Genomic DNA, 22,187 nt, shown 5'->3' on the forward strand with positions numbered 1-22,187 from the left:
TAAGTGGGAACTTCCACTCGCGAAGGCAAGAGCTCTGAACACGAAATCCAGTTGTCCGGCACGCAAACCACATGGTGCGCCGCCCTTTATATACAAACGGGTACAGAACTTAGGGCGCTGGATTGATGTTGCGCCAGCACTGGCTGCGGTCCAACTGCCACTCGAAGCCGAAGATGTTGGTCTTGTACGCCCATTTGCGAGAGCCGAGCCTGAGGGAAGAATTGGGTGTGCCCACCAATTCCGGTGAATACCAGTCTTGCGATTGCCGCCCCCGGCGCGGCGCGCCGATGCTTGTCCTTCAGGTAGGTTCACAACTATCAATTCTGGCGTTCTCGATGCGCCGTGACGCCGTAACCGAAATCCCGCCACTTCACCCCAACGCGCCCTGCGGCCGCAGCCGCAGCACCGCCGGCGGCAGATTGGCTGCCAGCCATTCCGCAATCAGCTTCTGCTTCCGGTGATACGCCAGTCCCACCGCGACCACCGCGATGCCGATCAGCGACAGTGCGAACGGGAACAGCAGCGAGTCCTTGAAGACGACGTCGGCGAGGTGGCCGAGATACATCGTGATGCCGATCGCGCCGAAGACGGCGTAGGCGCGGCGGACGATGATGACGGCGATCGCAAGCAGGCCGACGTTCAGCAGGCAGTAGATCGCCTTGCCGAGCTCGGTGGCGCCTTCGGTGGCGCTGACGCCGCCCCAGAAGGCCATCAGGCCGAACAAGTGCATCCAGAAGCCGAAGTCGCGGCTGTGGCTGTTGTAGTCGACGATCCACGCCACCGCGAGAATGCCGAGGCCGAACCAGATCGAGACGATGCGGCGCATCTCCCAGTCGAAATGGCTGACGTTGAAGATCCAGGGCGTGAGGTCCATCGACATGAACCACAGCGCGACCGACATGATCGCGACGATGAAGGGCACGCGATAGAAGCGCAGCGCGATCGCGCCCGCCGCGATCGTGGCGATCTCCATGAACAGCCAACTGCCCTTGATCCAGACGTAGAAGTCGTGGACCGTGCCGGGCTTGCCGAACTTGCCCCACCAGCCGAATTCGGCCTGGACGCCGTAGACGGCGAGCGGTGCCATCGACACGGCGATGGCGATCAGCAGGCCGCCGGGGACGCGCAGGTCGCGGCGCCAGAGGTGGTCGCCGGCGAAGCCGAACGCGGCGGCGTAGGCGAGCGCGCAAGCGGTCAGCGCACGGCCGCCCATCTGCGAGAACGCCACCGTCGAGAACAGGCCCATGGCGCCGATGACGATCAGCGCGCCGGCGTACCAGAGCAGATGCGCGGCATCGAATTTGGCGTGCGCCGCGGGACCCGCCTTCGCCTGTTGCTCGAGGTAGGTCAGCAACCGCTGCAACTCGTCGGGCCCGATCGCGCCGGCCCCGGCTGCGGCGCGCAGATCTTGTTCCGAATAGGACATCGTCTTCACCCTCTGTGATCTCGCCGGAGACGGCACGCAGGGGTCCGATCGCGCAGACGCCTGGGGACGTCGCGCGTCGGGACCGGTGCCGACGGGGCGGATATGGGTGAGTGTAGCGGAATGTGAGCGACGTTCAATATAATTTTGAACGACGCTCAAATATCTACGACCAACATTCTAAATTCCCCATCGCGACGCGGGTGCTAAAGCTGCTTCGACCCCGCCCTTCTCCACACCGTCATGGCCGGGCTTGTCCCGGCCATCCATGTCGTGCGCCTGGAATGACGACGTGGATGCCCGGGACAAGCCCGGGCATGATGAGTCCTGGGTTGGCGGTTTGCCTCATCGCTGAGGCCAGAGGTTGGCGGATACGACCACCAGAGGCCCGCAGCGCAGTCGCCTCAATCCTTGAAATACGGCTCGACCGGGCCGTGGACCTTGATGGTCAGCGGGTTGCCGTGGCGGTCCTTGGCGTTCCCTGCGGCGACGCGGATCCAGCCTTCGCTGATGCAGTATTCCTCGACATTGGTCTTCTCGGCGCCCTTGAAGCGGATGCCGACGTCGCGCGACAGGATCTCCGCATTGTAATAGGGGCTCTTCGGATCGACCGACAGCCGGTCAGGAAATGGGGTCGCAGTCGTCTCGTTGTCGCTCACAGCAGTGCCTCGATCTCTTTCTTCAACGCCTCGGGCGTGGTGGTCGGCGCATGGCGCGACACCACGTGACCGGTGCGATCGACCAGGAATTTGGTGAAATTCCACTTGATCGCTGAGCCCAGCAGGCCCGTCTTCTCGCCCTTCAGGAACCGGTATAGCGGATGCGCGTCCGCACCGTTGACGTCGATCTTCGCGAACAGCGGAAAGGTGACGTCGTACTTGCCGGCGCAGAACGCGCCGATCTCCTCGGCCGTGCCGGGCTCCTGGGCGCCGAACTGGTTACAGGGAAATCCGAGCACGGCAAAGCCCCTGTCAGCATAGGCCCGGTGCAGCGCTTCGAGCCCGCGATATTGCGGCGTGAAGCCGCAGGCGCTGGCGGTGTTGACGATCAGCAGCACCTGGCCCTCGAAGCGCTTCAGCGGCACCTCCTCGCCCTTCAGCGAGGTCGCGGTGAAATCATAGATGCCGGCCATCAGCCCAGCACCGGATCGATCGGCGACGGCGGCGTACCGCCAGCCTCGATCGCTTCGCCAGCGAGAAGGCACGCGTCCTCGCGAAAGCGCTGGCCGACAAGCTGGACGCCGACCGGGACGCGGCCGACCATGCCGGTCGAGACCGTCAGGCCCGGCAGGCCGAAGAACGGAATCGCGATCTGCGTGAGCTGGGCGTGCCAGACCTGCCTGAAGGACTCCTCGTCCTTGCGGTCGAGCTGATCGGCGAACGGCAGCATGCCCGACACCGGCATCAGCAGCAGCGGATGCTGCTCCATGAACAGGAGCCATTGCCGAGTCAGCGCGGCGCGGCGCGCGAGCGTCTGCGACAGGTCGAACGGGTGAACCTTGTCACTGACGCCGCGCAGGCAGGCCAGCGCGCCAGGGTCGCCCTCCTTCTCGGCCGCCGCGAGCTGCGCCTCGTAGCCGTCGCCGAGCCAGAGACGGGTCTGCAGCAGCGCGGCCTCCTGCATCGGCGGCGTGTCCGCGATCTCCTCGACGGTCCAGCCGGCGGCTTCCAGCCGCCTGGCGGCATCGCGCAAGGCGGCCACGACCTCCGGCACCGGGTTCAGCCCGTCCGGGTTGACGCACAGCGTGACGCGCTTCGGCAGCGGCGGGCCCTCGAGCGGCACCGGCATCCACCAGACATCGCGGACGTCGCGCGCCGACATCGCCGCCAGCGCGATCCTGATGTCGTTGATCGTGCGGGCGAGCGGCCCCGAGACGGCGCTGATCTGCGGTCCGATCGGGCGCTCGGGGAACTGTGTATTGAAGGCCGGGATGCGGCCGACCGTCGGGCGCAGGCCGTGGATGCCGCAGGCGTAAGCGGGATAGCGGACGGAGCCGGCGATGTCGGTGCCGTGGCCGATATGGCCGATGCCCGACGCGGTGGCCGATCCTGCGCCGCCCGAGGAGCCGCCCGGCGTGATGCCGGGGTCGCGCGGATTCTTGGTGTGGCCGTGGATGAGGTTGCTGGTGAACCAGCGATAGGAGACCGCCGGGGTGTTGGTGCGGCCGAGCAGCACCGCACCGGCCTTGACCAGGTTGTTGACGACCGGATTGTGTGCCGACGCGATCGCGTCCTTCTGCAGATTGAGGCCGTTGGTGGTGGCGAAGCCGGCCTGGTCGACATTGACCTTGATCGTCACCGGCACGCCGGCGAGCGGCCCCGGATCCTCGCCGCGCGCCAGCCGGGAGTCGATGGCGTCGGCCTGTTGCAGCACGTCCTCGGGGCGATGGTCGATCACGGCGTTGATCGCGGGATTGACCGCATCGAGCCGCGCCAGCGCCGCGGTCGCGGCATCGCGGGCGGAGACCTGTTTCGACTTGATGAGGGCGGCGAGGTCGGCAGCCGGCAGGCGCCAGAGATCGGTCATGGGGAGCTCCGTGGTGACGGATGGCTGTTCTAGCGCGCGGGCTGGATGGGAGAAAGCCGTCCAGGCGCGGCACTCCGGGATAGCCCATGCAGCAACGCGCATGGGTCTTGTCCCCCGCTCGCCGATCGGGACCGAGGGGACGATCAATACCGATCCTGTATCGATCGATCCGGAAACAAGCTTGGTCAAGCTTCACAAACGACTTTAAGACCTCAAGCAACAACATCACGAAGGGGGAAACCACATGATCAGACCGGGCACCATCATGGCCGCGACATTCGTTCTCGCCGCTGCAGCAACGCTGGCGCCGCGCGCAGGCTACGCCGAGACCTACGCCTATGTCGGCAACGCCGACAGCAACGACATCAGCGTCTTCAAATTCGACGCCGCGACCGGCGAGATGACCTCGGTGCAGACGGCTTCCTTCGTCGGCGTCGACAAGCCGGGCTCGTCGACCCCGCTCGCGGTCAGCCCGGACAAGCGGGTGCTGATCGCCGGTGTGCGGTCGCAGCCGTTCCAGGCGGAGAGCTTCGCGATCGATGCCAAGACCGGCCAGCTCAGCCATCTCGGCAACGGCCCGCTCGCCGACAGCATGGCCAACATCGCCTTCGACCGCACCGGCAAGGTGCTGTTCAGCGCGTCCTATGGCGGCAACAAGGTCGCGGCGAATCCGGTCCAGGCCAACGGCGTGGTCGCCGCGCCGAGCCAGGTGCTCCCGACCGGGCTGAACGCCCATGCCTTCCTGCCCTCGCCCGACAATCGCTTCGTGTTCGCGACCAATCTCGGCTCCGACCAGGTGCTCGGCTTCGCCTTCGACGCCGCCACCGGCGCGCTCACGGCCAAGGACGCGCTGACGGTGAAGACGCCGGAGAAGTCAGGGCCGCGCCACTTCATCTTCCACCCGAACGGCAAGTTCATCTATCTCCTCCACGAGCTCAACGCCGATCTCGCCGTCTATGCCTATGACGCCGAGAAAGGCACCTGGAGCGAGCAGCAGCGCACCACCGCCCTGCCCGCCGGCTTCACCGGCAAACCCTGGGCGGCCGATCTTCACGTGACGCCTGATGGTAAGTTCCTCTACGCCTCGGAGCGCGGCTCGAACACGATTGCCGGCTTCAAGGTCGATGCGGCCAGCGGGCGCCTGACCTTGATCGGCAGCGTGCCGACCGAGACCCAGCCGCGCGGCTTCGCCATCGATCCCGCCGGGCGCTATCTCGCCGCCGTCGGCGAGCTGTCGAACGGCATGACGGTGTATCGGATCGACGCCGCCGGCGGCGCACTGGAGAAGCTGAAATCCTACGCCGTGGGCAAGAAGCCGAACTGGGTGGAGTTCGTCAGCCTGCCGTGACCGAACGCCGGCGCCGCCGCGAGATCGTGAGTGGCGGCCCCGGCGTTTCCACCGGCGCTATCATCCCCTATATACAGCGCATGACCATGCCTGCCGCCCAGCCCGACCGCCATCCCCTCGCCGTTCAACATCCGGAACTCGACGACGCCTCGATCCGCCTACTGGTCGAGACCTTCTACGGGCGCGCACGGGAGGACGAGCTGATCGGCCCGATCTTCAACCGTGCGGTGGAGGATTGGGACGAACATATTGGCAGGATCAGCGATTTCTGGTCGTCGATGTTCCTGAAGACGGGCCGCTACACCGGCGCGCCGATGCGGCCGCATCTGTTGCTGTCGTTGCAGGGGCCGCATTTCGACCGCTGGCTGCAACTGTTCGAGGCGACGGCGAAGGACCTGCTCGCGCCGGAACTCGCGGAGCTCTTCATCGTCCGCGCCCGCCGCATCGCCGACAGCTTCGAGATGGGCATCGCCAGCACGCGCGGCGACATCGTGCGCCCGCGCCATTCGGTCTGACCTCGGCTGCAAACATGCGAGCGTTCGAGGAGCGGCGATGCGGCCGCTCTGCGCTCAATGGCGCGTCATCGATTGCGCCGGCATGTTGAAGATCGCTTCGGAGAACGGGAACTCCAGCACGATCTCGCCGTCCTCGTCGGTGACCTCGATGACGGCCGTCATCAGCGCCGCGTTGCCGCCTTCGGTACGCAGCAGTTCCTTGATCATGTCGCGCGCGACTTCCCAGGCGCGGTCGGGACTGCGCAGCACCTCGCCGTCGGTATCGGAGACCAGTTCCTCGCCGATCCGTGTGTTGAAGAAATATCTAGGCATCATCAGCTTCCAATGGGGTCGCGCGCTTGGGTTTTGAAGTCTCGAACATCTCACGACTGCTTCATCCGGCCAGCTCAGCCCCTCAAGCTAGGGACCGAATTGTACGGCGTTGCGAAGCCATCGATCACGAATTCGTTGTTTTCGCGGCTCAATCCGACGAAAACGGCAGCAACTCGCATCTGCAACTTCGCACTGCAATAAACAGGCCTGAGAGGCTCAAACAAAAAGATTCCACTGGCGAACTTTTCGTAGCACGGTAGTTTAATGCTGAGGACGATAACCGTCCCATCTTGAAGGAGAGGACAATGGCCTGGAAAGCACCGAAGATCGTTGAAGTGCCGGTCGGCATGGAAATCAACATGTACGCCTGCGCGGCCCGCAAATAATTCGCGGGTGTGACGTCCAGGTCTCGGCGATCAGGACGTCGACGCTTGAGGGTGGGGATCAGCGACCGCGTATGTGCCAGCCCGTACGCGGGTCGGATGTCCCACCCTCGTCACCTTCCCTGCGGGCGATCCTGGCCGTTGGTCAGCTTGCCTGTCGGTCATCCTGCCGCTGGTAATCGCGTGCGCCACCACAGCTGAATTCCAGGAGACGGCTCATGCTTCGCCTCGTCGTCCTGGGCGCCGCCGCAGGCGGTGGAGTGCCGCAGTGGAATTGCGGCTGCGCCGTGTGCCGTGCCGCGCGCACGGATCATCCCGAGATCAGCAACAGCCAGGCCTCGGTCGCGGTCAGCGCCGACGGGGCGAACTGGTTCCTGATCAACGCCTCGCCCGATCTGCGTCAGCAGGTCACCCGCACGCCGCAATTGCATCCGAAGCCCGGCGCCTTGCGCCACAGCCCGATCGCCGGCGTGATCCTGACCAATGGCGAGATCGACGCGGTCACGGGGCTGCTGTCGATGCGCGAGAGCTCGCCATTTTCGATCCATGCGCATCCCAAGGTGCTTGCGATCCTCAGATCGAACAACATCTTCGATGTGCTGAAGGACGAGACCGTCAAGCGCGTGCCGATCGTGATCGACGTGCCGTTCCGGCCGCTTTTGCAGGACGGAAGGCCCTCGGGCCTGGAGGTCACGGCCTTCGCCGTCTCGGGAACGAGCGCGTGGTATCTGCGCGACAAGCAGCATCCCGGCGGTAGCTCCACGACCGGCGACACGCTGGGCCTGAAGATTGCCGATCTCGAAGGCGGCCAATATTGCTACGTCATCGCCGCCTGTGCCGGCGTCGACGATGATCTGAGAACGAGATTGAAGGGCGCGCCGCTGGTGCTGTTCGACGGCACGGTGTGGCGCGACGACGAGATGATCCAGGCCGGACTCGGCAACAAGACCGGGCAGAGCATGGGACATATCGCGATGTCCGGAGAAAGCGGCGCGATCAAGCAGCTGGCGGACATCGGGATCGGCAGGAAGGTCTTCCTGCACATCAACAACTCCAATCCGGCGTGGCTGCACGCCTCACCCGAGCGGCAAACGTTGGAACGCGAGGGATGGGAAATCCCCGCTGAAGGGATGGAGATCGTACTGTGAGTGAGGCAAAACTGAGTGGAATGACGGCGCTGTCGGTCGGCAAGGGCGTGACCTTGAACAGTGCCAGCGAGCTGGAAGCGGCGCTGCGCCATATCGGGGCGACGCGCTATCACAACCTGCATCCGTTTCATAAGCTGCTGCATGGCGGCAAGCTGAACAAGGGCCAGGTGCAGGCCTGGGCGCTGAACCGCTACTACTATCAATCGACGATCCCAATCAAAGACGCGATGGTGATGACGCGCTTCCGCGATCGCGCCACCCGGCTGGAATGGCGGCACCGCATCGAGGATCATGACGGCGACGTCGGCAGCGAAGGCGGCATCGAGCGCTGGATCAAGCTCACGGAGGGCCTGGGCCTCGACACGGACTATGTCGAATCCACCGAGGGCATCCTGCCCGCTACCCGTTTCGCGGTCGAAGCCTATGTGCATTTCTGCCGCGACCGCTCACCGCTGGAGGCGATCGCCTCGTCGCTGACCGAGCTGTTCGCGCCGAGCATCCATGAAGAGCGTATCTCGGGCATGCTCGAGCACTACAATTTCGTCAACAACGACACGATGAGCTACTTCAAGCGGCGTCTCACCCAGGCGCCGCGCGACGCCAACTTCGCGCTGCATTACGTCAAGGAGCACGCCACCACGCCGGAGCAGCGCGCCGCCGTGTGCAACGCGCTGATCTTCAAGACCAACGTGCTGTGGGTGCAGCTCGACGCACTGTATTACGCCTATGTCGAAGGCAACATCCCGCCCGGCGCCTTCGTGCCGAAGGAGGGGTAGCCGTGTCCCGTTTGAACCACCGCTCTCGTACCGCGAACGGTGCACTCCCTCCCCCCTTGCGGGGGAGGGTTGGGGTGGGGGGTCCACACGGGAAGTCTTTGCTGGGACCCCCACCCCCGACCCCTCCCCGCAAGGGGGAGGGGAGTGGCATCGTGCTCTGCGCGGCCACCGTGCTTCTTCACGACTACACGACTTAGAGACCCGCCATGGCTCCGCGTCACATCCAAGTCACCGAGACCAGCCGCGTGGTGCTGCCGCGACACACCAAGCTGAAGTTCGACGAGACGCGCCAGGTCTGGGTCATCCTCGCCCCTGAGCGCGTGCTGGCGCCGGACGAGATCGCGGTCGAGGTGCTCAAGCTGTGCGACGGCGCGCGCGCCGTCGCCGGCATCATCGACGATCTCGCGGCGAAATATGCCGCGCCCCGCGACGTCATCGCGACCGACGTCGTCGCCATGCTGCAGGATCTCGCCGACAAGGGATTTCTCACCGAGGTTCGGGAGACGACATCATGACCGAGCTCACCGAGACGACGCCGCAGATCGACGCGAATGACGGCCTTGCCGTGCTGGAGCGGCGCGGCTCCACGGCCGAGACCTACGGCATCCCGCTCGCCGTGCTGGCCGAGCTGACGCATCGCTGTCCGCTGCAATGCCCCTATTGCTCCAACCCGCTGGAGCTCGATCGCGCCGGGCAGGAGCTGACGACGGCGGAGTGGAAGAAGGTGCTGTCGGAGCTCGCCGAGATCGGCGTGCTGCAGATCCACTTCTCCGGCGGCGAGCCGACCGCGCGCAAGGATCTGGTCGAGCTGGTGCAGCATGCCAACGACGTCGGACTCTACACCAACCTGATCACCTCGGCCGTGCTCTTGACCCGCGAGCGGCTCAAGGAGCTGGCCGATGCCGGGCTGTCCCATGTCCAGATCAGCTTCCAGGGCAGCGAGGCCGGCATCGCCGACCGCGTCGGCGGCTACAAGGGCGGCCACGTCAAGAAGCTCGAGGTCGCGCGCTGGACCCGCGAGCTCGAGCTGCCGCTGACGGTCAACGCCGTCATGCACCGGCAGAACCTGCATCAGCTGCCTGATATCATCCGGATGGCGGTCGATCTCGACGCCGACCGGCTCGAGGTCGCCAACGTGCAATATTACGGCTGGGCGCTGAAGAATCGCGCCAGCCTGATGCCGACCTACGCCCAGCTCGAAGAGACCGACCGCATCGTCGAGGACGCCCGCGAGCGGCTGAAGGGCACGCTGACCATCGACTACGTGGTGCCGGACTATTACGCGCTGCGGCCGAAGAAATGCATGGGCGGCTGGGGCCGGCAGTTCTTCAACATCTCGCCCTCGGGCAAGATCCTGCCCTGCCACGCCGCCGAGAGCATCACCGGGCTCGACTTCATGTCGGTGCGTTCGAACCATTCGATCGCCTGGATCTGGCAGAACTCCGAGGCCTTCAACCGCTACCGCGGCACCGGCTGGATGAAGGAGCCGTGCAAATCCTGCGAGTTCCGCGAGATTGATTTCGGCGGCTGCCGCTGCCAGGCGTTCGCGCTGACCGGCGACGCCGCCAACACCGATCCGGCCTGCACCTTATCCCCGCTACACGAGAGCATCTTCAAGCAGGCGGAACGTGACGCGGCCTCGGGCCAGGACCGCTTCCTCTATCGCAACTTTGCCGGCGGCACGCCGGAGAACGGCAACGATGCCTGACGCCGAAGCCGGCCGCGCCTCCGCGCACCGCAGCGATCCGTTCATCCCGCTGACGTCGGAATGGCTGGATGTCTCCGGCGGTCACCAGATCTATGTCGAGAGCAGCGGCCGCGCTGGCGGCATTCCCGCGGTTTATCTGCACGGCGGGCCGGGCTCCGGATGCCAGCCGGATCACCGCCGGCTGTTCGATCCCGAGCGCTTCCACGCCGTGCTGTTCGACCAGCGCGGCGCCGGCCGTTCGCGTCCTGCACGCAGCCGCGACAACAACACCCTGCCCGACCTGATCGCCGACATGGAGGCGATCCGCGAAAGATTCGGTTTCGAGCGCTGGATCGTCGCCGGCGGCTCCTGGGGCGCCACCTTGGCGCTGGCTTATGCGCAGGCGCACCCGACGCGCGTCACGGGCCTGGTGTTGCGCGCGACCTTTTTCGGCACCCGCGCGGAGGTGGCGACCGCCTTCGGCGAGACGCTGGCGCGCTTTCACCCAGCCCTGCACCGCGACTTTCTGGAGCTGCTGCCGGAGAACGAGCACGCCGATCCGTGCGACGCCTACTTCCGGCGCATCCTCGATCCCGATCCGGCGATCCATGGCCCTGCCGCCCGCGCCTGGCACGATACCGAGCGCGCGCTGTCGGAGGTGAAGCCCGCGCGCGCCCGGCTCGATCGCCTCGCCATCCGCTCCGGCACCGCCTTGCCGGCGACGCCGTTCATGGAGGCGCACTATTTCTCGCACGACAGCTTCATGGCGCCGGACCAGTTGCTGCGCAATGCGAACAGCCTCAGCGGGATTCCCGGAATCATCGTGCAGGGCCGCTACGACCTGCTTTGTCCGCCAGCGACCTCGGCACGGCTGGCGGAGGTGTGGCGCGACGCCGAAATCCGTGTCGTCGAAGCCGCAGGTCACAATCTTTATGACCCCGGCATCCGCGATGCGGTCATGAAAGCCATCTCCGACATGGCTAAGCGCACGACCGCGCCTTAAACATGTGATCGTCTCCCCTCATTCCTGAGGAGCCATGCGCAGCATGGCGTCTCGAAGGATGAGGCCGATCCATCCCGACCTCATGGTTCACCAGGCAATGCGCAAGCATTGTCCGCGAGACGCGCCCGAGGGGCGCTCCTCACCATGAGGAATTGGCCGCCAAACAAGGACATCTGCAATGCCCATCGCCGGGAAAGGCATGCTGTTGACATCGATGAACATCGATGCCGCTGACGAAGCCGACTTCAACCGCTGGTATGACAGCGAGCATCTCGAAGAGCGCGTGGCCATCCCCGGCTTCATCGAGGCGCGGCGCTATGTCGCCGAGCAGGGCAGCCCGAAATATCTCTGCCTGTATTCGACCGAGACGATCGACGTGCTCGACAGCGCGCCCTATCGCGCCCGGCTCGAGTCGCCGACGGAATGGTCGAAGGCAGTGATGGCGCGGTTCAAGAACATGATCCGCAGCGTCGCGCGCATCACGATCTCGATCGGCGCCGGTCGCGGCGCGGTGCTCGGCATCATCCGCCTGCGGCCGAAGCCGGGACAGGACGGGGCGCTGCGCGACGCGCTGCAGATCGAGCTCGATCCGAGCGAGGTCAAGGGCGTCATCTCGATGCACCTGCTCGAGGGCGATGCTGATCTCTCCGGTCCGGCAGCCGGGGTTCCTGCGAGCTCACGCGATGCCGACTGGTTCATCCTCATCGACGGCACCGACAGTCATGCCATCGCGACCTTGATGACCACGCGCTTCGCGGCGATCGACGGTCCGCTGGCGACGCAGATCTCGGCCGGCATCTACAGGCTGATGTGGGACCTGAGCCGCGCGGACATCGCCTCTGGCTGAGCGCGCATTGTTCTGCATCAATGACGCGAGCGTGCAACCGGCAGATGCAGCCGCTCGCCACAATGCCGCAACGCAACAAATTCGATGGCAGCATCACGCCCGCAATGCGGCGCCGCACACTGTGCACGAAGGGCAGCTTTGCAAATTTGCCTTTGTGTGCGCCTTGGAATGGCTCTAGTCTCATAAGACTATTCAATTGAGCCATTCAAAAAACAGAAGGGCGACGAACAGGACCTGCTCCGGACTCCCAATCGATCCCCAGCCGATCCTGAACAAGCAGTCGTCCTCACGTCAGGAAGGCCGCGCGCTCATGGTTCGCCGCGCGGACAGGGTATGAATGAGAGCGACTGATATCTCGGCCCCCGACTACTTTCACAAAGTAGTCGATTGCCAATGGGCTTGTCCCGCGCACACTCCGGTCCCCGAATACATCCGACTGATCGCCGAGGGTCGCTACAGCGACGCCTACATGATCAATTGGAAATCGAATGTATTCCCGGGCATTCTCGGACGCACCTGCGATCGCCCTTGCGAGCCCGCCTGCCGACGTGGGCGCGTCGAGGAAAGCCCGGTCGCGATCTGCCGCCTCAAGCGCGTGGCGGCCGATTTCAAGGACGACGTCCATCAGCGCATGCCGCGCCCTGCCCCGAAGAACGGCCGGCGCATCGCGCTGGTCGGCGGCGGCCCGGCATCGCTGACCGTGGCGCGCGATCTCGCGCCGCTCGGCTATCACTGCACCGTGTTCGACGCCGATCCCAAACCCGGCGGCATGATGCGCTCACAGATTCCCAAGTTCCGCCTGCCCGACAGCGTCATCGACGAGGAGACGGGCTACGTGCTCAGCCTCGGCGTCGACTACAAGGCCGGCCATCGTATCGACAGCCTCAAGAAGCTGCTGGCCGAGAACTATGATGCCGTCTTCATCGGCTCCGGCGCGCCGCGCGGCCGGGAGCTGAACATTCCAGGTCGGGAGGAAGCGGCGGCCAACATCCATCTCGGCATCGACTGGCTATCCGGTGTCTCGTTCGGCCACACCGACAAGATAGGCAAGCGCGTGATCGTGCTCGGCGGCGGCAACACCGCGATGGATTGCTGCCGCACCGCGCGCAGGCTCGGCGGCGAAGACGTCAAGGTCATCGTGCGCTCCGGCTTCGAGGAGATGAAGGCGTCTCCGTGGGAGAAGGAGGACGCGCTGCACGAGGACATTCCGATCCTCAATTATCTCGTTCCGATCGCGTTCCACCATGCCGCCGGCAAGCTGACCGGCATGACCTTCCAGAAGGTGAAGGCGGAATATGACGCCAACGGCGGACGCTCGCTGGTGCCGTCCGGCGAGCCCGACGAGACCTATCCCTGCGACGACGTGCTGGTCGCCGTCGGCCAGGAGAACGCATTCCCCTGGATCGAAGCCGATTGCGGCATCGAATTCGACAAGCGGCACATGCCCAAGGTCGATCCGACCACCTTCGTCTCGACCAATCCAAAGGTGTTCTTCGGTGGCGACGCCGCGTTCGGGCCGAAGAACATCATCTGGGCGGTCGCACAGGGCCACGAGGCCGCGCTGTCGATCCATCGCCTGCTCTCGGGCGAGGACATCACCGAGCGCCCGCTGCCCGAGGTGCACATCTCCTCGCAGAAGATGGGCATTCATGAATGGAGCTATGACAACGACATCTCCTCCGACAAACGCTTCAAGGTGCCGCATCGTGACAAGGTCGTGGCGCTGAAGGACATCCGCACCGAGGTCGAGCTCGGCTACGACGTCAAGCTCGCGCTCGGCGAGGCGCATCGCTGCCTGAATTGCGACGTGCAGACGGTGTTCTCCGACACGCTGTGCATCGAATGCGACGCCTGCGCCGACATCTGTCCGATGGATTGCATCACCTTCACCGACAATGGCGAGGAGGCGGATCTGCGCGAGCGGCTGAAGGCGCCCTCGCTGCATCCCGACCAGAGCCTCTACGTGTCCTCGGATCTGAAGACCGGGCGCGTGATGGTGAAGGACGAGGACGTCTGCCTCCATTGCGGCCTGTGCGCCGAGCGCTGTCCCACCGGTGCGTGGGACATGCAGAAATATTTCATCGAGACGACCCACGCAGGTAACGCATGTCCCAGCAAGCGCCGCTCAGCAGCGTAAACGACTTCGTCGTCCGCTTCGCCAACGTCAACGGCTCCGGCTCGGCCAGCGCCAACGAGCTGTTCGCGCGCGCCGTGCTCCGTCACGGCGTGCCGGTGAGCCCACGCAACATCTTCCCGTCGAACATCCAGGGCCTGCCGACCTGGTACGAGGTGCGCGTCACCGAAGCGGGCCATCTCGGCGCCCGCGGCGGCGGCACTGATTTGATGGTGGCGATGAACCCGCAGACCTGGGACAAGGACGTCGCCGGTATCGCGCCGGGCGGCTATCTGTTCTACGATTCCACCAAGCCGATGCCGGCAACCAAGTTCCGCGACGACATCACCGTCATCGGCGTCCCGCTGACCGCGATCACCAACTCGACCTATTCGGATCCGCGCCAGCGCCAGCTGTTCAAGAACATCATCTACCTCGGCGCGCTCTCAGCGCTGCTCGACATGGATCCGAAGCTGATCGAGCAATTGATCGGCGAGCAGTACAAGGGCAAGGAGAAGCTGCTCTCCTCCAACGTCCACGCGCTGCATCTCGGCCGCGACTGGGCGCTGCAGAATTTGAAATGCCCGATCGGCCTGCGCATCAAGAAGGCCGACAAGGTCGGCGACCGCATTTTCATCGAGGGCAACAACGCCGCCGCGCTGGGCGCCGTCTATGGCGGCGCCACGGTCTGCGCCTGGTACCCGATCACGCCGTCGTCTTCGCTGGCCGAAGCGTTCAGCAACCACTGCAAGAAACTGCGGCACGATCCGGAAACCGGGCAGGCCAAATACGCGATCGTGCAGGCCGAGGACGAGCTCGCCTCGATCGGCATGGTGGTCGGCGCGTCCTGGAACGGCGCCCGCGCCTTTACCACGACATCGGGCCCCGGCGTTTCGCTGATGACCGAGTTCATCGGCCTGTCCTACTTTGCCGAGATCCCGGCCGTGATCATGAACGTGCAGCGCGCCGGCCCCTCGACCGGCATGCCGACGCGGACGCAGCAATGCGACCTGATCGCCTGCGGCTATGCCTCGCACGGCGATACCAAGCACGTGATGCTGTTCCCCGAAGATCCGGCCGAGGCGTTCGAGTTTGCCGCTGCGGCGTTCGATCTTGCCGAGCGGCTGCAGACCACGATCTTCCTGATGCTCGACCTCGACATCGGCATGAACCAGCGGCTGTGCAGACCGCTGAAGTGGGACGATGCCAAGCAATATGACCGCGGCAAGGTGATGACGGCGGAGATGCTCGACGAAGGCCGCGACTTCGGCCGCTATCTCGACGTCGACGGCGACGGCATTCCGTTCCGCACCTACCCCGGCACGCATCCGACGAAGGGCTCCTACTTCACCCGCGGCACGTCGCGTGACCGCTACGCGCGCTATTCCGAGGAAGGCGCCGTCTATGCCGACAACGTGCAGCGCCTGCTGCGCAAGTTCCAGACCGCGCAAGACATGGTGCCGCGGCCGCTGCAGGCCAATGCGAGCAAGCCGACGAGATATGGCGTGATCTATTTCGGCTCGACCGCGCCGGCGATGGACGAGGCGATCGGACTGCTGGAGGCGCGCGGCTGCCAGCTCGACCGGCTGCGCATCCGCGCCTTCCCGTTCCATTCGAGCGTGGCGAGTTTCATCGCCGAGCACGACTTCGTCTATGTGGTCGAGCAGAACCGCGACGCCCAGCTGCGCCAGCTGATCGTCACCGAGAACGGCATCGACCCGGTCCGGCTGGTGCCGATCCTGCATTATGACGGCACGCCGATCACGGCGCGCTTCATCGCCGATGCGATCGGCGACCACCAGGACCACATCAAGGTCACCCCACTGCGCAAGGCCGTGTCATGACGTACTCTTCGCTCTCTCCGCCGTCATGCCCGGGCTCGACCCGCCTGCGCGGCCGTAGCTGCTTCGGCGCGGCGAAGGCCCGGGTATCCACGTCTTTCCTCCCGGCCCCGACGTGGATGGCCGGGACAAGCCCGGCCATGACGATGCCGGGTGATGCGAGGCTCTCATGACCTACATCGCAAAGCCTAAGTTCCAGCATCCGGGCATCAAGAAGAACGCGCTCGGCTACAGCCATCGCGACTACGAGGGCAAGATTTCGACCCTCTGCGCCGGCTGCGGCCACGATTCGATCACGGCCTCGATCATCGAGGCCTGTTTCGAGCTGTCGATCGAGCCGCATCGCGTGGCAAAAATCTCCGGCATCGGCTGCTCGTCGAAGACGCCGGACTATTTCCTCGGCAATTCGCACGGCTTCAACACCGTGCACGGTCGCATGCCCTCGGTGCTGACCGGCGCCAACCTCGCCAACCGCGAGCTGATCTATCTCGGCGTCTCCGGCGACGGCGATTCCGCCTCGATCGGCTTCGGCCAGTTCGCCCACGCGATCCGGCGCGGCGTGAACATGACCTATATCGTCGAGAACAATGGTGTCTACGGCCTGACCAAGGGCCAATTCTCGGCGACCGCCGACCGCGGGTCGAAGTCGAAGAAGGGCGTCACCAACACCGACAATCCGATCGATCTGGTCGGCATCGCGCTGCAGCTCGGGGCCACCTATGTGGCGCGGTCGTTCTCGGGCGACAAGAAGCAGCTGGTGCCGATCATCGAGGGCGCCATCCAGCACAAGGGCGCGGCGTTCATCGACGTCATCAGCCCGTGCATCGCGTTCAACAATCACGCCGGCTCAACCAAGAGCTTCGACTATGTCCGCGAGCACAACGATGCCGTGAACCGGCTCGACGTGCTGACCGGACGCGATCCGATCGAGATCGACCAGGATCCGGGCACGGTGCAGATCGTCGAGCAGCACGACGGCTCCAGGCTGGCGCTGCGCAAGATCGACGCCGACTACGACCCGCACGACCGGCTCGGCGCCATGACCTTCCTGCAGAAGCATGCCGCGCAAGGCCAGATCGTGACCGGCCTGCTCTATGTCGATCCGGAAGCCGATGATCTGCACAACCACCTCAACACGGTGGAGCGGCCGCTCAACCGACTGGAGGCCGCGGATCTGTGTCCGGGACAGGCCGCGCTCGACAAGATCAATGCGAGTCTGCGCTAGCAGACCGCTGCGTGGAGAGCGTGTGCTCTGTAGCCGTCCTTCGAGACGCCTGCCTCCGGCGGGCTCCTCAGGACGAGGGCGGAGTGCATTGCGCCCGCTTCTGGCGGGGCTATCGCATTTCACAATCGGAGTTTTGCGCTTCTCTATCTCCACGTCATGGCCGGGCTTGTCCCGGCCATCCACGTCGTTCGGCACGCTGAGAACCACGTGGATGCCCGGGACCAGCCCGGGCATGACGGAGTAACTAACTGGCAGATCGTTCGTTGCGACAGCTCGGCATATCCTGGTGAGCCGCGCCCTCGCTCCTCATCGTGAGGAGCGCCGCAGGCGCGTCTTGAACCATGAGGCCCGTCATCGTTGATGACGATTACGCCCGCAGCGCGCTCGCCCAAACGCGATCGAGCTGCGCGATCGCCGCTGGCAGCGGCAGCGCCGAGAGCGCGTCGTCGCCACCACTCACAAGCCCAAACTCGCGCAGCCGCAGCAGCGCCTCATCGATATTGAACGCCCGACCCAGCCCGAACATCTGCTGCAGCAACTCCTCGACATGGCTGCCCAATGCAGCACGCGAGAGCGGCACCGACGCCAGCAGCAGGCCGCCATAGGCCAGCATCGCTTCCTTCCAGTCCTGGTCCTCGGCCTCGCCGATCAAATAGTTGAAGATGCCGGAATTGTTGTTGACGTTGCGGAAGTAGATGTTGTCGGTGACCTGCTTCTGATGGATCAGCGACTGGCGGTGGAAGTTGCCCCATTGCCGCAGGATGAAGGCGCCGAGCGCGAACAATCCCGACAGCGCCGCCAGCGCCTGCTCCGTATCGTTGTCGTGCACGGTGCCGCTGAGGCCGAGATAGAAGCCGGCGACGATGAACAGCACGGTCAAGGTCGAAGCCAGCTTGAGCAGGATCGGTACGCCGCCGACGAGCGCCGGCACGCCCAGCGTCAGCTGCTCGCGCAGGCCCATGACGACGCGGACGTTCGGCAGCAGCGCCTCGAGGTCGAAGCGCGCGATGTGGCGGAAATATTTGAACAGCACCGCGCCGCCGCGGATCTTGTTGCGGCCGCGCCAGGCGGCGGCCTTGCTCTTCTTCTTGACCGGCTCGTCGGGCTTGGTCGCGACCATCAGCACGATGTCGTCATAGACCTCGATCTCATGCTTGCGCCGTCGCAGCCCATACAGCATGGGGACCTCGATCGTCTCCTGATGCTGGCCACGCCGGAACATCCGTACAGCACGATAGTCGGAGATCGGCGCCTTCAGCTTGACCCGCACCAGCGCATGCTCGGCAAAGGCGCGCTCGATCTCGTCATGGCTGATCTCGATGAAATTGGCCTCGCCGAGCACCCGCACGACTTCGTCGGCGAGGCTGCGATAGGCCGCGTCGAGATCCTCCGGCGATCGACGGCGGCCGACCGGCACCTCGGGATCGAAGTCGAAATAGGCGTCGCGGAACCGATCGAGCTCGTCGAAATATTGATGGTGCAGAATCGCGCCGAGCATACGCGCCAGCTGCCGCAGCTCGCTGGCCTGGGCGTCATCGACATGGCCGTTCGAGATCAGGCCATCAAGAATGTCCGACTTGCGCAACGGAATGAACCGGTCCCGCCGCTCCGCCGCCGCCGTCTTCCCTGGTCCGACCACGCCTCTCACGCCCGAGCTTCGATCTGCGCCATTGACAGCCGATCCGGCTGCACGGGCCGGCGCGTCCGGCCAACCCGCATACCATAGCGCCCCGATCCGGTTCACGCCACTCGCCGCAACACGTAAGCTGCAGGTCCCGCCTGCAGAACGAGAGACTGATCATGACCGACGCCGGGCAACAGACATCGCCGTTCCGGGCCATCCGGGCCATCGACTACACCGTCATCCTGGTGCGCGACTGGTCCGCGATGCGCCGCTTCTATGAGGAGGTGCTGGGCTTTCCCCTGCTGCGCGAGCTGTCACATGGCTGGATCGAGTACCAGGCCGGCAGCAACACGCTGGCGCTCGCCCGGCCGCAACGGCTGGCCTCGGACCAGCCGACGCCGCCAGGGAGCGCATCGCTTCAGCTCGCCTTCAAGGTGACCCCCGACGATGTCGACCGCTGCGCGGCCGAGCTGACCGGCAAGGGCATCGCCCTCATGGAGCCGCCGACGGACCAGCCCTTCGGCCACCGCACGCTGTTCTTCAGGGATCCCGACGGCAATCTGCTCGAGGTGTTTGCGGACATCTAAGGCTTGGCGGCCGCGCTAGGCGGCCGCCGGTTGTATCCGGGGATTGAGCACGTACTCCTTCAGCACCTTGTCGGTGGCGGCATCGACTTCCACCAGCGAGACGTCGTAGCTCCAGAGATCGGCGAGATGCTGCAGCACGCGCTTGGTGTCGGTCTCGCTGAGCTGGGCCCCCTTCACCACGGTATGCCGCAGCATCAGGCGGCGGTCGCCGGCGAGATCGACATCGACCACCTCGATGTTCGGATCGATGCAACCGACGTCGTACTGCTTGGACAGCTCGCGGCGGACGCGGCGATAGCCGCGCTCGTCATGAATGGCGTCGACGAGGATGCCGGCGCGCTCGGCCGGATCGTCATGCAGGTGGAACAGTCTGAGCTGCCGGATCAGGTTGGGGCTGAGGAACTGGCTGATGAAGCTCTCATCGCGATAATTGGCCCAGACGTCGCGCAGCACCGCCATCTCGTCGCCGGTGCCGGCGATGTCCGGAAACCACTCGCGGTCCTCGTCGGTCGGGTCCTTCACGATGCGCTCGATGTCCTGCATGATCGCAAAGCCGAGCGCGTAAGGGTTGAATCCGGAGAAGCGCGGATCGTCGAACTCCGGCTGGAAGACGACGTTGGTGTGCGACTGCAGGAACTCCAGGAAGTTGCCGTCGGTGAGGCGGCCGTCCTGGTGCAGCCGGTTCATGATGCGATAATGCACATAGGTCGCCGTGCCCTCGTTCATGACCTTGGTCTGGCCCTGCGGATAGAAGTATTGCGCGATGTGGCGGACGATGCGCAGCAATTCGCGCTGCCACATCGCCAGCCGCGGCGCGGTCTTCTCCAGGAAATAGAGCAAATTTTCCTGCGGGAGGCCGAGCAGCGCGCGGCGCCGCTCGACGTTCAGCATCGCATTGGTCTTGACCGGGCCGGTCGGCACCGTACGCCAGAGATCGTTGAACTGGCCCTCCTCGTAGAGCCTGCGCTTGCCGGCGCGCTTCTCCTCCTCGCGGAAGTCGAGCTTCTTCTTGCCGGGATAGCGGTCGACGCCGTGCGACATCAGCGCATGCGCCGCGTCCAGCGTATGCTCGACCGCGAGCCGGCCGTAGCGCTCCTCGCATTGCGCGATGTAGCCGCGGGCGAAATCGAGATAGTCGAGGATGCCGTCGGCGTCGGTCCACTGCTTGAACAGATAGTTGTTCTTGAAGAAATGGTTGTGGCCGAACGCGGCGTGCGCGATCACCAGCGTCTGCATCGTCGCCGTATTCTCCTCCATCAGATAGGAGATGCAGGGCGAGGAGTTGATCACGATCTCATAGGCGAGGCCCATCAGGCCCTTGCGGTACGAGGCCTCGTGATAGGCGAAGTGCTTGCCGAACGACCAGTGCTTGTAGAACAGGGGCATGCCGACCGAGGAATAGGCGTCGAGCATCTGCTCGGCCGTGATCACCTCGATCTGGTTGGGATAGGTGTCGAGCCCGAGCTCCTTCTCGGCGACGGCTTCGCAGGCATCGTGGATGCGCTGCAGGGTGAGGAAATTCCAATCCGCGCCCTCGAACAGCAACCCGCTCATGACGCCGCCCTCTCCTGCGTGGTGCCGCGACGCTGAAACAGGTCGTGGAACACCGGGAAGATCTCGCTGCGGTCACGCACCTTGCGCATCGACAGCGGCTCGCCATCGGCGCGCAGCCGCTCATACAGCGACCACAGCGCGGAGTCCGGCATCTCGAACGAATAGGTGCCGGATTCACCGACCTCGAGATAGGCGAAGAACTGCGACACCGGCAGGATATTGTCCGTCAGCAGGCGGGCGACGTTATCGGAATCCGAGGTGGCGTTGTCGCCGTCGGAGGCCTGCGCCGCGTAGATGTTCCAGTCCGAGGGGCGGAAGCGCGAGCGGACGATGTCGTGCATGCATTGCAGGGCGCTCGATACCAAGGTGCCGCCGGATGCCGGTCCATAGAAGAAGGTCTGCTCGTCGACCTCCTCGGCGCGATCGGTATGACGGATGAAGACGATCTCGACATGACGGTAGCGCCGGGTCAGGAACACGTAGAGCAGCATGTAGAAACGCTTGGCGAGGTCCTTCATGTGCTCCGACATCGAGCCGGACACGTCCATCAGGCAGAACATCACGGCCTGCGCGATCGGCTTGGGCACGGCCTCGAAGCGGCGGTAGCGGATGTCGATCGGATCGATGAAGGGGATGCGCTTGGCCTTGGCCTTCAGGGCTTCGAGCTCGGCCAGCAGCGCGGCACGCTTGTCGTCGTCGGTCTCCTGCTCCAGCTGGGCCTCGAGCTCGGCAATCGCTTCCGGCCGCGGACGGCGCAGCGCGACGCGGCGGGCCAAGGCGCGGGTGACGGTGCGGCTGATCGAGATGTTGGCCGGTGAGCCCGACGTCGAGTAGCCGGCACGCACCAGCCCCTCGCTCTCGGCCTCGGCGAATTTGCGCTTGGCGAGATCAGGCAATTCGAGATCGTCGAGGAAGAGATTGACGAACTCCTCCTTGCTCAGCACGAAGCGGAACGCGTCCTCGCTGTCGCCCTGCCCCGGTGCCGACTTGCGGCCGCTGCCGTCGCCGGAGCGCGGCAGGATGTCGCCTTCGACGAACTTCTTGTTGCCGGGCAGCACCATGTCGCGGGTGCCGCCCTCGCGGCGGAAGCGCGGCTCGTCCATGCCGTCGAGCGGGATCGAGACCTCGCCGCCCTCCAGCACGTCCTTGATGTCGCGGTCCTGCGAGGTCTTCTTGACCGCTCCCTGAACCAGGGCCTTGGCGCGGCGCAAAAATCGCTGACGATTTTCGAGACTTTTGCCGCCCGGATTCAGGCGCCGATCAATGATGTGCATG

General features: G+C 65.0%; 21 protein-coding genes. 13 read left to right on the forward strand and 8 right to left on the reverse strand.

Annotation, left to right across the window (positions count from 1 at the left end):
• Positions 1-370: 370 nt before the first annotated feature.
• From QX070_RS19605 to QX070_RS19620, 4 genes are all read right to left on the reverse strand, one after another.
• Entirely contained in the window at positions 371-1,426 is a 1,056-nt protein-coding gene (locus tag QX070_RS19605; protein WP_315738632.1) for a hypothetical protein, read from the reverse strand.
• Positions 1,427-1,827: 401 nt separating this feature from the next.
• Positions 1,828-2,082 carry a DUF3297 family protein gene (locus tag QX070_RS19610; RefSeq protein ID WP_315718031.1) on the reverse strand — a complete coding sequence of 85 codons (255 nt, stop codon included), beginning with the start codon at positions 2,080-2,082 and terminating at the stop codon, positions 1,828-1,830.
• Positions 2,079-2,555, reverse strand: a complete 477-nt coding sequence (locus QX070_RS19615; RefSeq protein ID WP_315725519.1) for a glutathione peroxidase — start codon at positions 2,553-2,555, stop codon at positions 2,079-2,081. The genes QX070_RS19610 and QX070_RS19615 overlap by 4 nt, the downstream gene beginning before the upstream one ends.
• Entirely contained in the window at positions 2,555-3,949 is a 1,395-nt protein-coding gene (locus QX070_RS19620) for an amidase family protein (RefSeq protein WP_315738633.1), read from the reverse strand. The genes QX070_RS19615 and QX070_RS19620 overlap by 1 nt, the downstream gene beginning before the upstream one ends.
• Before the next feature lie 244 nt (positions 3,950-4,193).
• Here QX070_RS19620 and QX070_RS19625 point away from each other — a divergent pair, with 244 nt between their 5' ends.
• Both QX070_RS19625 and QX070_RS19630 read left to right on the forward strand, forming a co-directional pair.
• Positions 4,194-5,297 (forward strand): lactonase family protein, encoded by a 1,104-nt coding sequence (locus QX070_RS19625; RefSeq protein ID WP_315738634.1) that lies wholly within the window; start codon positions 4,194-4,196, stop codon positions 5,295-5,297.
• A gap of 80 nt (positions 5,298-5,377) precedes the next feature.
• Positions 5,378-5,812 (forward strand): group III truncated hemoglobin, encoded by a 435-nt coding sequence (locus QX070_RS19630; protein WP_315738737.1) that lies wholly within the window; start codon positions 5,378-5,380, stop codon positions 5,810-5,812.
• 54 nt (positions 5,813-5,866) lie between these two features.
• On the opposite strand, the gene QX070_RS19635 is transcribed toward QX070_RS19630, so the two are convergent.
• Positions 5,867-6,124 carry a DUF6894 family protein gene (locus QX070_RS19635; RefSeq protein ID WP_315718026.1) on the reverse strand — a complete coding sequence of 86 codons (258 nt, stop codon included), beginning with the start codon at positions 6,122-6,124 and terminating at the stop codon, positions 5,867-5,869.
• Positions 6,125-6,429: 305 nt separating this feature from the next.
• On the opposite strand from QX070_RS19635, the gene pqqA reads away from it, so the two are divergent.
• The 10 genes from pqqA to QX070_RS19685 all read left to right on the forward strand — a co-directional run bounded on the left by pqqA (position 6,430) and on the right by QX070_RS19685 (position 17,147).
• Positions 6,430-6,510, forward strand: coding sequence for a pyrroloquinoline quinone precursor peptide PqqA (gene pqqA, locus QX070_RS19640; protein ID WP_012029362.1), 81 nt, complete (start codon positions 6,430-6,432; stop codon positions 6,508-6,510).
• A 215-nt stretch (positions 6,511-6,725) separates the two neighbouring features.
• A complete protein-coding gene (gene pqqB, locus QX070_RS19645) occupies positions 6,726-7,655 on the forward strand; it encodes a pyrroloquinoline quinone biosynthesis protein PqqB (protein ID WP_315738635.1) in 930 nt (309 codons plus the stop codon).
• Positions 7,656-7,675: 20 nt separating this feature from the next.
• Complete coding sequence (gene pqqC / locus QX070_RS19650) at positions 7,676-8,431, forward strand: pyrroloquinoline-quinone synthase PqqC (RefSeq protein ID WP_409998868.1); 756 nt, start codon at positions 7,676-7,678, stop codon at positions 8,429-8,431.
• A gap of 206 nt (positions 8,432-8,637) precedes the next feature.
• Positions 8,638-8,946 (forward strand): pyrroloquinoline quinone biosynthesis peptide chaperone PqqD, encoded by a 309-nt coding sequence (gene pqqD, locus QX070_RS19655; protein ID WP_315738637.1) that lies wholly within the window; start codon positions 8,638-8,640, stop codon positions 8,944-8,946.
• Positions 8,943-10,139: a pyrroloquinoline quinone biosynthesis protein PqqE gene (pqqE, locus tag QX070_RS19660; protein WP_315738639.1), complete on the forward strand. Its 1,197-nt coding sequence runs from the start codon at positions 8,943-8,945 to the stop codon at positions 10,137-10,139. Before pqqD ends, pqqE begins: the two co-directional genes overlap by 4 nt.
• Positions 10,132-11,121, forward strand: coding sequence for a prolyl aminopeptidase (gene pip, locus QX070_RS19665; protein ID WP_315738640.1), 990 nt, complete (start codon positions 10,132-10,134; stop codon positions 11,119-11,121). Before pqqE ends, pip begins: the two co-directional genes overlap by 8 nt.
• A gap of 178 nt (positions 11,122-11,299) precedes the next feature.
• Positions 11,300-11,968, forward strand: a complete 669-nt coding sequence (locus QX070_RS19670; protein ID WP_315738641.1) for a DUF4286 family protein — start codon at positions 11,300-11,302, stop codon at positions 11,966-11,968.
• Between the two features lie 337 nt (positions 11,969-12,305).
• A complete protein-coding gene (locus QX070_RS19675) occupies positions 12,306-14,105 on the forward strand; it encodes an FAD-dependent oxidoreductase (RefSeq protein ID WP_315738642.1) in 1,800 nt (599 codons plus the stop codon).
• Complete coding sequence (locus QX070_RS19680; protein ID WP_315738643.1) at positions 14,075-15,925, forward strand: 2-oxoacid:acceptor oxidoreductase subunit alpha; 1,851 nt, start codon at positions 14,075-14,077, stop codon at positions 15,923-15,925. The genes QX070_RS19675 and QX070_RS19680 overlap by 31 nt, the downstream gene beginning before the upstream one ends.
• 166 nt (positions 15,926-16,091) lie before the next feature.
• The gene (locus QX070_RS19685) at positions 16,092-17,147 is read left to right on the forward strand and encodes a 2-oxoacid:ferredoxin oxidoreductase subunit beta (RefSeq protein WP_315738644.1); all 1,056 of its coding nucleotides are present in this window, start codon (positions 16,092-16,094) and stop codon (positions 17,145-17,147) included.
• Between the two features lie 367 nt (positions 17,148-17,514).
• Here QX070_RS19685 and QX070_RS19690 read toward each other — a convergent pair whose 3' ends face one another.
• Positions 17,515-18,786: a TMEM143 family protein gene (locus tag QX070_RS19690; RefSeq protein WP_315738645.1), complete on the reverse strand. Its 1,272-nt coding sequence runs from the start codon at positions 18,784-18,786 to the stop codon at positions 17,515-17,517.
• A 161-nt stretch (positions 18,787-18,947) separates the two neighbouring features.
• Between QX070_RS19690 and QX070_RS19695 the strand changes: the two genes are divergently transcribed.
• Positions 18,948-19,358 (forward strand): VOC family protein, encoded by a 411-nt coding sequence (locus QX070_RS19695; protein ID WP_315738646.1) that lies wholly within the window; start codon positions 18,948-18,950, stop codon positions 19,356-19,358.
• 15 nt (positions 19,359-19,373) lie between these two features.
• Here the strand turns inward: QX070_RS19695 and QX070_RS19700 are convergent, their stop codons facing one another.
• Both QX070_RS19700 and QX070_RS19705 read right to left on the reverse strand, forming a co-directional pair.
• Complete coding sequence (locus tag QX070_RS19700; protein ID WP_315738648.1) at positions 19,374-20,912, reverse strand: SpoVR family protein; 1,539 nt, start codon at positions 20,910-20,912, stop codon at positions 19,374-19,376.
• A complete protein-coding gene (locus QX070_RS19705) occupies positions 20,909-22,186 on the reverse strand; it encodes a YeaH/YhbH family protein (protein ID WP_315738649.1) in 1,278 nt (425 codons plus the stop codon). Before QX070_RS19705 ends, QX070_RS19700 begins: the two co-directional genes overlap by 4 nt.
• Between the last annotated feature and the right edge of the window lies 1 nt (position 22,187).

It is taken from the genome of Bradyrhizobium sp. SZCCHNR1093 (assembly GCF_032381175.1).
In the GTDB taxonomy this organism is placed as follows: Bacteria; Pseudomonadota; Alphaproteobacteria; order Rhizobiales; family Xanthobacteraceae; genus Bradyrhizobium.